General features: G+C 65.0%; 11 protein-coding genes. 7 read left to right on the top strand and 4 right to left on the bottom strand.

Features of this window, described 5'->3' with window-relative positions; translation table 11 throughout:
- Window positions 1–47: 47 nt before the first annotated feature.
- A complete protein-coding gene (locus tag ABEA18_RS19535) occupies window positions 48–992 on the top strand; it encodes a COX15/CtaA family protein (protein ID WP_345451923.1) in 945 nt (314 codons plus the stop codon).
- A gap of 156 nt (window positions 993–1,148) precedes the next feature.
- On the opposite strand, the gene ABEA18_RS19540 is transcribed toward ABEA18_RS19535, so the two are convergent.
- Window positions 1,149–2,111, bottom strand: coding sequence for a heme o synthase (locus ABEA18_RS19540; RefSeq protein WP_345451924.1), 963 nt, complete (start codon window positions 2,109–2,111; stop codon window positions 1,149–1,151).
- Between the two features lie 413 nt (window positions 2,112–2,524).
- On the opposite strand from ABEA18_RS19540, the gene tkt reads away from it, so the two are divergent.
- Genes tkt through pgl form a run of 6 tightly spaced genes read left to right on the top strand, consistent with a single transcriptional unit; the run spans window position 2,525 to window position 10,783 of the window.
- The gene (gene tkt, locus ABEA18_RS19545; RefSeq protein WP_345452212.1) at window positions 2,525–4,642 is read left to right on the top strand and encodes a transketolase; all 2,118 of its coding nucleotides are present in this window, start codon (window positions 2,525–2,527) and stop codon (window positions 4,640–4,642) included.
- Between the two features lie 57 nt (window positions 4,643–4,699).
- Window positions 4,700–5,818, top strand: coding sequence for a transaldolase (tal, locus tag ABEA18_RS19550; protein ID WP_345451926.1), 1,119 nt, complete (start codon window positions 4,700–4,702; stop codon window positions 5,816–5,818).
- 5 nt (window positions 5,819–5,823) lie between these two features.
- Complete coding sequence (locus ABEA18_RS19555; RefSeq protein WP_345451928.1) at window positions 5,824–7,455, top strand: glucose-6-phosphate isomerase; 1,632 nt, start codon at window positions 5,824–5,826, stop codon at window positions 7,453–7,455.
- Window positions 7,456–7,470: 15 nt separating this feature from the next.
- Window positions 7,471–9,036: a glucose-6-phosphate dehydrogenase gene (gene zwf / locus ABEA18_RS19560; RefSeq protein ID WP_345451930.1), complete on the top strand. Its 1,566-nt coding sequence runs from the start codon at window positions 7,471–7,473 to the stop codon at window positions 9,034–9,036.
- Complete coding sequence (locus tag ABEA18_RS19565; protein ID WP_234749456.1) at window positions 9,033–9,956, top strand: glucose-6-phosphate dehydrogenase assembly protein OpcA; 924 nt, start codon at window positions 9,033–9,035, stop codon at window positions 9,954–9,956. The genes zwf and ABEA18_RS19565 overlap by 4 nt, the downstream gene beginning before the upstream one ends.
- An 8-nt stretch (window positions 9,957–9,964) precedes the next feature.
- Window positions 9,965–10,783: a 6-phosphogluconolactonase gene (gene pgl / locus ABEA18_RS19570; protein ID WP_345451932.1), complete on the top strand. Its 819-nt coding sequence runs from the start codon at window positions 9,965–9,967 to the stop codon at window positions 10,781–10,783.
- Here the strand turns inward: pgl and ABEA18_RS19575 are convergent.
- From ABEA18_RS19575 to tpiA, 3 genes are all read right to left on the bottom strand, one after another.
- Window positions 10,736–11,131: an RNA polymerase-binding protein RbpA gene (locus ABEA18_RS19575; protein ID WP_345451934.1), complete on the bottom strand. Its 396-nt coding sequence runs from the start codon at window positions 11,129–11,131 to the stop codon at window positions 10,736–10,738. The genes pgl and ABEA18_RS19575 overlap by 48 nt on opposite strands.
- Window positions 11,132–11,230: 99 nt before the next feature.
- Window positions 11,231–11,488, bottom strand: coding sequence for a preprotein translocase subunit SecG (gene secG, locus ABEA18_RS19580; protein WP_234749463.1), 258 nt, complete (start codon window positions 11,486–11,488; stop codon window positions 11,231–11,233).
- 47 nt (window positions 11,489–11,535) lie between these two features.
- A complete protein-coding gene (gene tpiA / locus ABEA18_RS19585) occupies window positions 11,536–12,351 on the bottom strand; it encodes a triose-phosphate isomerase (RefSeq protein WP_345451936.1) in 816 nt (271 codons plus the stop codon).
- Window positions 12,352–12,376 lie beyond the last annotated feature (25 nt).

Consider the following 12,376-nt stretch of genomic DNA (forward strand, 5'->3'; position numbering starts at 1 on the left):
GGAACTGAACCGTCAGCGTGAATTAAGTACCGAGAATTGAGAAAACTGTGAGCACGGCTTCCCGCCTTCCGAAGTCCATCCAGCAGTTGACCGCCAAGCTCCCCACGGAGGTCAATAGCACCATCCTCAGGCTGGCCATGTTGTCCCTGATCGGCCAGGTGGTCCTGGTGGTCACCGGTGGCGCGGTCCGGCTGACATCCTCGGGGCTCGGCTGCCCGACATGGCCACGCTGCACCAGCGGTTCCCTGGTGAACACGCCGGAGATGGGCATCCACGGCTTCATCGAATTCGGCAACCGCATGCTGACATTCGCCCTGGCGGCCGTCGCCGTCCTGATGCTGGTGTATTTGTGGAACCTCCGCAAGGAACGCCGAGACCTTTTCCTCCTGGCAGTGGGCCTGCTCGCCAGCATTCCGGCACAAGCCATCATCGGCGGCATCACCGTGCTGTCCAATCTGAACCCCTGGGTTGTCGGACTGCACTTCCTGGTTTCCATGGCCCTGGTCGTCTTCTCCACGCTCCTGGTCAACCGCGCCTATGGCCGGACCGGCCGCTTCATGAAACGGCCGTTGGCCGCGATTCCGGGCGCCATGAGCCCTGTCATGACCGCCGTCGCGTTCTTCTCGGCAGTTGCGGTGTGCCTCGGCGTCGTGGTGACTGGCGCCGGACCCCACGCCGGGGACGCCAACGCGCCGCGGAACGATCTCGACTGGGATCTCTTCTCGCACATCCACGCAGTACCGGCGTACCTCATCACGGCGGGAGCCGTCTTCGCCGTCTACTTCGTCCTGCGCAAGGGAATCAGCGGCGCGTTCCGCACCGCGGCGCTGCTGCTGCTCGGCGTGACGGTCCTGCAGGCCGTCATTGGCTTTGCACAGTACTACAACGGGATCCCCGCCCTCCTTGTAGGCGCGCACATGCTGGGTGCCGCCCTGCTCATGAGTGCCGCCACGAACGCGGCGGACGTGGCACGGTTCAGCCCGAAGCTCTAGCCGCTGGCGGCTGATGGCCGCTGCGCAAGCCAAAGGAAAGACCCTCCCTCACGTCATGCGACGTAAGGGAGGGTCTTCTGTTTTACCCCTGAAAGTGAGCGGGCGTTTGGGAAAACGGCCCTATAAGTGAGCGGGTGTCCTGCGGTGACGCGGGCGTCAGCCGCCGATGATCGGGGAACCGATGAACGGGTCCACCGCGAGGGCAATGAAGAGAAGCGTCAGGTAGCTGATGGAACCATGGAAGACCTTCATGGCTCCCTTGTTCGAGACGTCGCCGCCTTGCGCCCGGTTGTAGAGGGCGTGGGATTCATAGAGGAACCAAGCACCCGCGATGACTGCGGCGACGGTGTACACCCAGCCCGCGCGGCCCACCGGCACCAAGAGCAGCGAGCACACCACCATGGCCCAGGCGTACAGAACCACCTGGACGGAAACCACCTTGGCACCGGCGATGGCGCCCAGCATGGGGACGTTCGCGTTGCGGTAGTCCTCGCCGTACCGCATGGACAACGGCCAGTAGTGCGGAGGAGTCCACAGGAAAATCACCATGAAGAGCACGACGGCGGGCCACTCGACAGTGTTCGTCACCGCCGCCCAGGCGATCAGCACCGGGAAGCAGCCGGCCGCACCGCCCCACACGATGTTCTGTGCCGTGCGGCGCTTGAGGATCATCGTGTAGATGACAACGTAGAAAACAATCGCACCAAGACCGAGCCACGCCGACAGCGGGTTGGCCCCGAACCAGAGGATAGCGATGGAGCCAGCTCCAAGGATCCACGCGAAGACGAGTGCTTCGCGGGGGGTGACTTCGCCCGTCACGAGGGGCCGCTTTTCGGTGCGGTGCATCAACTTGTCGATGTCCCGGTCGATGTAGCAGTTGAAGACCCCTGCGCTGCCGGCGGCGAAGGCGCCGCCCACCAACGTGGCCAGAATCAAGCCGATGGAGGGGAAGCCCCGTTGCGCGAAGATCATGGTGGGCAGGGTGCTGACCAGCAGCAATTCGATCACGCGGGGTTTGGTCAGTGCCAGATACGCCTTGAACTTACGGGACATTCCGCGCTTCCCCACAACCGGGGAAGCATTGAGGGGCGTATCTGTTGTGCTCACGTTGGCAGTCACTCTGTTCTTTGCTGGTGTTGTCAAGGCGGGTTTCCCGCGGTGGCGGCACCCCGGTTCGGCCTCCAGATATCATACCGTGGCCTGTCCGACGCCACGGCACCCGGAACTTTCCTCTGTTTCCGAAAGTTCACCGGCACTTTGCCGCCGCCGTGATTCATAAAACGGAATATGCGTCCATTTTTTGAGATTCCCACCATTCGGGGTGGCGAACCGGGCTAAGCTGTCTGCAGATCAGCTCACGCAAGTTTTCTGAGAAAGCGTATTCTCAGACTTGCATGTCTGGATGATAGATCAACGTTTCAATGGTGAACGGCTGGTAGGAACTTCGCAGCGGGCGCCATCTTGTGCCCGAGGCTTGCCATGTGCCGTCACCAGCCGTCAGCACAGAGAGGGGCTCGGTTTACGTGCCACATTTGGAAGAGCAAGAACTGACTTGGACAAGCCTGGACCAGCGCGCCGTGGACACCGTCCGCGTTTTGGCCGCTGACGCCGTCGAGAAGGTCGGCAACGGTCACCCCGGCACGGCCATGAGCCTTGCACCGGCCGCCTACCTGCTGTTCCAGAAGCTGATGCGCCACGACCCGAAGCACCCGGACTGGATCGGCCGTGACCGGTTCATCCTGTCCCCCGGACACACATCGCTGACCCTGTACATCCAGTTGTTCCTTTCCGGCTACGGCCTGGAGCTGAAGGACCTCGAGGCCCTGCGCACTTGGGGATCGCTGACCCCCGGCCACCCGGAATACAAGCACACCGCCGGCGTCGAGATCACCACCGGCCCTCTGGGCCAGGGCCTGGCCTCCTCGGTGGGCTTCGCCTACTCGCAGCGCCGCATGCGCGGCCTGTTCGACGCCGATGCTCCCGCCGGCGAGAGCCCGTTCGACCACACCATCTGGGTCATTGCCTCCGACGGCGACCTCCAGGAAGGCGTGACTTCTGAGGCTTCCTCCCTGGCCGGCCACCAGGAACTAGGCAACCTCGTGGTGATCTACGACGAGAACCACATCTCCATCGAAGACGACACCGACGTGGCCTTCACCGAAGACGTCCTCAAGCGCTACGAAGCCTACGGCTGGCACACCCAGCGCGTGGACTGGACCAAGACCGGCGAATACGTCGAAGACGTCCAGGAGCTCTACGGCGCCCTGCTCGCCGCGAAGGCCGAGACGTCCAAGCCGTCCATCATCTCGCTGCGCACCATCATCGGCTACCCGGCACCCAAGAAGCAGAACACCGGCAAGATCCACGGTTCCGCCCTCGGTGCCGAAGAAGTCGCAGCACTGAAGGAAGTCCTGGGCTTCGACCCCGAGCGTTCCTTCCAGGTTGACGAGGACGTCCTGGCACATGCCCGTGCCGTCGTCGAACGCGGTGCAGCTGAGCGCAGCGAATGGCAGGCATCCTTCGAGGCGTGGCAGACCGCCAACCCCGAGGGCGCGGCACTGCTTGAGCGCATCGAGGCCAAGAAGCTTCCGGTCGAGCTCGACGCCGCGCTGCCGGTCTTCGAAGCAGGCAAGGAAGTTTCTACCCGCGCCGCGTCCGGCAAGGTCCTGAACGCGATCGGCCCGGTCCTTCCGGAACTGTGGGGCGGCTCCGCCGACCTCGCCGAGTCCAACAACACCACCATCGAGGGTTCGCCGTCGTTCATCCCTGCCTCGCGCTCCACCGGCGCCTGGAAGGGCAACCCGTACGGCAGGGTGCTGCACTTCGGTATCCGCGAGCACGCCGCCGCGTCGATCGTGAACGGCATCTCGCTGCACGGCCGGACCCGGGCGTTCTCCGGAACCTTCCTGATCTTCAGCGACTACCAGCGTCCCGCGATCCGCCTCGGCGCCCTCATGGGCGTCCCGTCGCTGTACGTCTGGACCCACGACTCGATCGGCCTGGGCGAGGACGGCCCCACCCACCAGCCGGTGGAACAGCTGTCGACCCTCCGCGCCATCCCGGGCCTGGACGTTGTCCGCCCCGGCGACGCCAACGAGGTTGCCGCAGCATGGAAGACCATGCTGGAGAACCACGAAAACCCGGCAGGCATCGTGCTGACCCGGCAGAACATCCCGACCTACGCACGCGGCGAAGGCCTTGCCGAGGGTGACACCTTCGGCTCCACCGCCGGCGTCGCCAAGGGCGGCTACGTCCTGGCAGAGGCATCCAAGGACGGCGTCACGGTCCCGGCCGACGTCATCCTCATCGGCACCGGTTCCGAAGTCCAGCTCGCGGTGAACGCCCGCGAAGCGCTCCAGGCCGAAGGCATCGCCGCCCGCGTCGTCTCCATGCCGTGCGTCGAGTGGTTCAACAAGCAGGACTCCGCGTACCGCGAGTCCGTGCTCCCGGCCGCCGTCAAGGCCCGCGTCTCGGTCGAAGCCGGCCTGGCACTGGGCTGGAAGGAATTCGTCGGCGACGCCGGACGCTCCATCAGCCTCGAGCACTTCGGCGCCTCGGCAGACTACAAGCGCCTCTTCAAGGAGTTCGGCATCACGGCAGAAGCAGTCGCCGCCGCCGCCAAGGACTCCCTCGCGGGTCTCGGTAGCTGAAAACGCGACCGAGACGAATCCGACAGCAACGAACAGATTTCCAAGGAGATTAAAGAAATGACTACGACTCCCACCCAGCAGCTTTCCGACGCCGGAGTGTCCATCTGGCTTGACGATCTCTCCCGGGAACGCCTCGCCAGCGGCACCCTGCAGAAGCTCATTGACGAGAAGAACGTGGTTGGTGTCACCACCAACCCGTCGATCTTCCACGCCGCCATCACCGCCGGCAGCGACTACGACGCCGTGATTGCCGCAGAGGCTGCCAAGGGCTCGTCGGTCGAAGAGACGGTCTTCGAGATCACCACCACCGACGTCGCCGATGCCTGCGACCTCTTCGCTCCGGTCGCGGCAGCGAGCAAGGGCGTGGACGGCCGTGTCTCCATCGAGGTGGATCCCCGCCTGGCGTGGGACACCGAAGGCACCATCGCCGAAGCCAAGCACCTGTACAAGAAGGTCAACAAGGACAACGTCCACATCAAGATCCCGGCAACCCTTGAAGGCCTAGCCGCCATCACGGCAACCCTGGCCGAGGGCATCAGCGTCAACGTGACCCTGATCTTCTCCCTGGAGCGCTACCGCGCCGTCATCAACGCTTTCCAGTCCGGCCTTGAGCTGGCCAAGGAAAACGGCCACGACCTCTCCAAGATCCACTCGGTGGCGTCCTTCTTCGTGTCCCGCGTGGACTCCGAGATCGACAAGCGACTCAATGCCCTCGGCACCGATGAAGCGAAAGCCCTCAAGGGCAAGGCAGGCGTTGCCAACGCCCGCCTCGCGTACCAGGTCTACGAAGAGCTGTTCTCCACCGAGCGCTGGGCCGTCCTGGCCGAAGCCGGCGCGCTCCCCCAGCGTCCGCTGTGGGCTTCCACCGGCGTCAAGGACCCGGCCTACCCGGACACCCTGTACGTGACCGAACTGGTCGCCGCCGGCGTCGTCAACACCATGCCGGAAAAGACCCTCGACGCCACGTTCGACCACGGCGTCGTCACGGGTGACACCGTCTCCGGCACCTACGAGGAAGCAAACAGCGTCCTCAACGCATTGGAGGGCCTCGGCATCTCCTACAACGACGTCGTCGCAATCCTCGAATCCGAGGGCCTGGACAAGTTCGTGGCCAGCTGGAAGGAACTTCTGGCCGACGTCGAAGGCGCCCTCGCCTCTGCACGGAAGGCTTCCTAACCCACATGAGCACTCTCAGCTACGACGCCAGCGGCGCTGCACAGCAGGCCATCGAGCAACACATCCCGGCACTTGTCGAAGACCGGATTGCCACCAGGATTTTCGCGAAGGACCACACTTTGTGGGGTCCGGATGCTGAATCCGAATCCGCCATCCGTCTCGGATGGGTGGAAGCGGCAACCGTTTCCCAGCCCTTGGTCGAAGGGATCCTGGAACTCCGGGACGCCCTCCGGGCCGAAGGCGTCTCCCGCATTGTCCTGTGTGGCATGGGCGGCTCTTCGCTTGCCCCCGAGGTCATTGCCGGCACCGCCGGCGTCGAGCTGACCGTGCTGGACAGCACCGACCCCGAACAGGTCGGTGCTGCCCTCGCGGACCGCCTGGCCGAGACCGCCATCGTGGTCTCTTCCAAGTCGGGCTCCACCGTGGAAACCGACTCGCAGCGACGGGTATTCGAGCAGGCCTTCACCGAGGCCGGCATCGATGCCAAGAGCCGCATCGTCATCGTGACCGATCCCGGTTCCCCGCTGGACAAGGCCTCCCGTGAAGCCGGCTACCGTGCCGTTTTCAACGCGGATCCGAACGTCGGCGGTCGCTTTTCGGCCCTGACGGCTTTCGGCTTGGTCCCGAGCGGCCTCGCCGGGGTCGACATCCAGGCGTTCCTGGATGAGGCCGAGGAAGCAGCGGAAATCCTCAACGAGGACTCCCCCGAAAACATCGGGCTCCGGCTCGGTGCCGCGCTGGGCGGAACCACCCCGCTGCGGAACAAGATCGTCATCGTCGAAGACGGTTCCGGCATTGTCGGCTTTGCCGATTGGGCCGAACAGCTCATCGCCGAATCCACCGGCAAGCTCGGCACGGGTGTTCTGCCGGTTGTGGCAGGTCCTTCCGCGCCGGAGGTCAGCAGCGGCGCGGACGACGTCTTGGTGATCCGTCTCGTCGGTGCGGAGTCCGACGTCGAACTCGGCGAAAACGAAGCCGCGATCGCCGGTGGCCTGGCCACCCAGATGTTCGTCTGGGAATTCGCCACCTCGGTGGCAGGTCGCCTGCTTGGCATCAACCCCTTTGACCAGCCCGACGTCGAGGCAGCCAAGATTGCCGCGCGCGGCCTGCTGGACGCACGTCCCGAGCCGACGCCGGCGAACTTCGTCGACGGCGCGATCGAGGTCCGCGGGGGTGCGTGGCTCGGCGACGCAGCTACGGCCGCCGATGCCGTCAAGGCGCTCCTCGGTGAACTAGGCACGGACGGCTACCTGAGCGTCCAGGCATATTTCGACCGGATCGCGTTCGCTCAACTGGAAGGCATCCGCGACGAACTCGCCGGAGTCAGCGGCCGGCCGGTCACGTTCGGCTGGGGCCCTCGCTTCCTGCACTCCACCGGACAATTCCACAAGGGCGGACCGGCCATCGGCTCGTTCCTGCAGGTTACGGCTTCCGCGACCGGCGACATCGCCATCCCGGAACGCCCGTTCACTTTCGGTCAACTGATTGCAGCCCAGGCGGCCGGCGACGCGCAGGTTCTCGAGAACCACGGCCGTCCGGTCCTGCGGCTGCACCTCACGGATCGTGGAGCCGGAGTCGCCCAGCTCCAGGAAATCGTCGCCGCACTGGCCGGCCAGGCCAGCGCGCTCGAAAGCTAAGGCACAAACCCAAACATGCCAGAAACACAAATCGGTTACAGGTCCACCGGAAAGGCAAGCCACCGCAATCCCCTCCGGGATCCCCGGGACCGGCGCCTGAACCGCATCGCAGGGCCTTCGTCATTGGTGTTCTTCGGAGTCACCGGTGACCTCGCCCGCAAGAAACTCATGCCGGCGGTCTACGACCTCGCCAACCGGGGCCTGTTGCCGCCGAGCTTCGCGCTCGTCGGCTTCGGCCGGCGGGACTGGAGCAACGAGGACTTCGCGGACGAGGTCAAGGAGAACGTCAAGGCGCACTCCCGTACTCCGTTCGACGACGCCGTCTGGAACCAGCTCTCCGAGGGCATCCGCTTCGTGCAGGGGGAGTTCGACGACGACCAGGCGTTCAAGCGCCTCGGCGCCACCCTTGATGAACTGGACGAGACCCGCGGCACGCGCGGCAATCACGGTTTCTACCTGTCAATTCCGCCCAAGGCCTTCGAGCAGGTCTGCCAACAGCTCTCCAAGCACGGGCTGGCGCAGGCCGGCGACGGGCAGTGGCGCCGGGTGGTCATCGAGAAGCCCTTCGGCCACGACCTGGAGTCCGCGCGCAAGCTCAACGACATCGTGGAGTCCGTCTTCCCGCCGGACGCGGTCTTCCGCATCGACCACTACCTGGGCAAGGAAACGGTCCAGAACATCCTGGCGCTGCGCTTCGCCAACCAGCTGTTCGAACCGCTCTGGAACGCCAACTACGTCGACCATGTCCAGATCACCATGGCCGAGGACATCGGCACCGGCGGCCGGGCGGGATACTACGACGGCGTCGGGGCGGCACGCGACGTCATCCAGAACCACCTCCTGCAGCTGCTGGCACTGACGGCCATGGAGGAGCCCATCTCCTTCAACGCCGATGACCTGCGTGCCGAAAAGGAAAAGGTCCTGGCCGCCGTCAGGCTCCCCGAGGACCTCTCCAGCCACTCCGCGCGCGGCCAGTTCACCGGCGGCTGGCAAGGCGGCGAACTGGTCCAGGGCTACCTCGAGGAAGACGGCATTCCCGCCGATTCCAAGACCGAAACCTACGCGGCCATCCGCCTGGACATCAACACCCGGCGCTGGGCCGGGGCACCGTTCTACCTGCGGGCAGGCAAGCGTCTTGGCCGCCGCGTCACGGAAATCGCCGTGGTGTTCAAGCGCGCACCCAACCTGCTCTTCCGCGGCCACGGCGAGGACGACTTCGGCCAGAACGCCGTGGTCATCCGGGTCCAGCCCGACGAGGGCGCCACCATCCGCTTCGGGTCCAAGGTCCCGGGCACGCAGATGGAAGTCCGCGACGTCACCATGGACTTCGGCTACGGACACTCGTTCACGGAGTCCAGCCCCGAAGCCTACGAACGCCTCATCCTGGACGTGCTGCTGGGCGAGCCCCCGCTCTTCCCCCGGCACCAGGAAGTCGAGGAGTCCTGGAAAATCCTGGACCCCTTCGAAGAATACTGGGCCGGACTCGACGAACAGCCCGAACCCTACGCTCCCGGCAGCTGGGGCCCGGCCTCGGCCGACGAGCTGCTTGCCCGCGACGGACGAACCTGGAGAAGGCCATGATCGTAGATCTTCCCGACACCACCACCTCCAAGATCTCCAAAAAGATCACCTCCCTGCGCGAGCAGGGAGGCGTGATCGCCCTCGGACGCGTCCTGACCCTCGTGGTGGTCACCAAGTCCGGCCTCGAGGAAGAAGCCATCGAGGCCGCCAACGAGGCCAGCCGCGAACACCCCTGCCGGATCATCGTCCTCGCGGACGCCGGCAGCGAAGCGCCCAACCGCCTCGACGCCCAGATCCGCGTGGGCGGGGACGCCGGAGCCTCCGAGGTGATCGTGCTGCGCGGCTACGGCGAGCTCGCCAAGGAAAGCGAATCCCTCGTCGCGGCACTGCTGCTCCCGGACGCGCCGATCGTGGCCTGGTGGCCGCACGGAGCACCCGAGAACGCCTGCGAAACGTCCATCGGACGCATAGCGCACCGCCGCATCACGGACTCCGCCAACGAGGCCGACCCTGCGGCAGCGCTGGCCCGGATACGGAAAACGTACCGGGCAGGCGACACCGACCTCGCCTGGACACGCCTGACCAACTGGCGCCTGCAGCTCGCGGCAGCCCTGGACCAGGTGGACGAATCACCCGTCACGGCCATCGCCGTCGAAGGCGCTTCGGACTCCCCGAGCACGCTTTTGCTGGCCGCCTGGCTCACGCTCTTCCTCGACGCCCCGGTCCAGATCGTGGCCGACCCGGCAGGAACGGGCATCCGCAGGGTACGGCTGAGCCGCGCCACAGGCGACGTCCAGCTGGTCCGTCCCGGCCTGACCATCGCCGAGCTGACCCAGCCGGGCCAGCCCGCCCAGCGGATTTCACTGCCGCGCCGCAGCCTGCGGGACTGCCTCGCCGAAGAACTCCGCCGCCTTGATCCGGACGATGTCTTCGGAGAAGTGATTACTATGGGACTGCCCCGAACCAATAGCAAGGAGTGACCGTCCCAGTGAGCGCTGACCCAAGAGTAAGCATCCATCCCGACTCCGCCGTCCTTATGGCCGCGATCGCAGCACGGCTCATCACCAAGCTGGTGGACGTCCAGGACAAGCACGGGGAAGCCACTGTGGTCCTCACCGGCGGAACCGTGGGCATCGGCACCCTGAAAGCGGTGGCCGACTCGCCCGCTGCGCCCGCAGTTGACTGGTCCCGGGTGAACTTCTGGTGGGGCGACGAGCGCTTCGTCGGCAAGGACAGCAGGGACCGCAACACCGTCCAAGCGCATGAGGCATTGCTCTCCAGCCTGCCGGTGGACCCGGCCCGCGTGCACGAACCGGGCTCATCGGACGAGTTCGCCACCGCGGACGAGGCCGCGGCGGACTACGCGGCGCGGCTCAAGGCTGCGGCCGAAGCCGAGCACGCCGCGGACACTTCGGACAACCGTCCCGAGGAGGCCGGCGAGTTGCCCCGTTTCGACATCCTGCTGCTCGGTGTCGGTCCGGATGCACACATTGCCTCGCTCTTCCCTGAGCAAGCGGGTATCCGGGTGAAGGACCGTACGGTCGTGGGGGTCGAGAACTCCCCCAAGCCGCCGCCGTCGAGGATTTCGCTGACCTTGCCCGCCATCAACTCCGCCCAGGAAATCTGGATGGTTGTGGCAGGCGAGGACAAGGCCGGAGCCGTCGGACTGGCCCTTGCCGGGGCCAACCCGGTCCAGGTTCCCGCCGCAGGTCCCAGTGGCCGCTCGAGGACCCTGTGGCTCATCGATGAGAATGCAGCCTCACGTGTCCCCCAGCAGCTCGTCCGCAAGGACCCCGCGGGCGCGTAGCCGCTTGAGCGCTCCGGCCAGGACAATCTCCGCGTCTTGGCTGGAGCGTCTTTCTTTAACGTAATCCAGGTGGCTCTTGAAGACTTCGTCGTCCGCACGTTCCATGGTGGCTTCGCCCTGCTCGCGGACGGCAACCAGGCCACATTTCGGGCAGTCCCATCGGATCGGGATTTGATCTTCCGGGAGCTTAACGAAAACAAGCCGCGTTTCATGTCCCTTGGCGCACCAATAGGGAACACGAATACGCGGCAAGTTTTCGCCAACTACAGAGTCGGATTGGTTCCTTGGGGCCGATCCGGCTGTTACGCCGGCCCGTGTGCCCCGGAATCCAGAAGTACCATGAACCATCGTCGATCCCCTTGAGAGTTCGGCTGCATGGCGGTGAAGGCCATGCAGCCTAGTCTAATGAGAGGACACCTCGAGTGCGAGGATCCGACGGCGGCAGTGCTAGGAGTCTCCGCCCGTGGTGAAACGCATGATGAGGCCAAGCCCGATGATGACGACGCCCCAAGTGCAGCCCAAGACGATGGTGAAGCGGTTGAGGTTTCGCTCTGCGACACCTGAAGAACTCAATCCTGAGCTCATGCCACCGCCAAACATATCGGACAACCCGCCGCCACGCCCCTTGTGGAGGAGGATGAGCAGCGTCAGCAGAAGACTGGTAATGCCCAGCAGGATCTGCAGAATGACTTGAAGAACGTCCACGACGGCCTTTCAGAAGAACGGAAAACGGGAGCGGAACCTAAAACGGACTAAGCCGCGCTGAGGTGGCTCTCGAACCTGACAATGTTAGCAAACTCGGCGGGGTCCAGGCTCGCGCCACCCACCAGCAGACCGTCGACGTCGCTTTCGGCCATGATCGCTGCCGCGTTGCTGGCCTTGACCGAACCGCCGTAGAGGAGGCGGGTCTTGGCGGCCACGGCATCGTCGAACAAGGATGCGAGCTCCGAACGGATCGCGGCACACATCTCCTGCGCGTCTTCGGGGCCGGCGACTTCGCCCGTCCCGATGGCCCAGACAGGCTCATACGCGACAACCAGATCGCCTGCCTGATCTGCGGAGAGGCCGTCGACGCCGGCGCGCAACTGGGCCAGCGTGTGTTCCACCTGGGTGCCGGCCTGGCGGATCTCAAGGCCCTCGCCGACACACAAGACCGGCGTGACGTCGTGGCGGAAGGCTGCTTTGACCTTCGCGTTGAGGACCTGGTCGTCCTCGTTGTGGATGGTGCGGCGTTCGCTGTGGCCCACCAGGACGTAGGCGCAACCGAGCTTGTTGAGGAACTGGCCGGAGATATCGCCGGTGTAGGCCCCGGAGTCGAACTGTGAAAGGTCTTGTCCGCCGTAGACGACGTCCAGTTCGTCGCCCTGGACGAGGGTCTGCACACCGCGGAGGTCGGTAAACGGCGGGAAGACCGAAACCTCCACCCGGCTGTAGTCGTGCTTGGCGTCCGAGAGGGTCCATGCCAGCTTCTGCAGCAAAGTGATGCCCTGGACGTGGTCCATGTTCATCTTCCAGTTACCTGCAATGAAGGGCTTGCGGATGAAGTTTCCGTTGGCAGAAGTTGTCACGTGTGCTCCAAAGATGCGTTGAGAT

Origin of the sequence: Arthrobacter gyeryongensis, assembly GCF_039543785.1 — a bacterium.
GTDB classification, from domain to species: domain Bacteria; phylum Actinomycetota; class Actinomycetes; order Actinomycetales; family Micrococcaceae; genus Arthrobacter; species Arthrobacter gyeryongensis.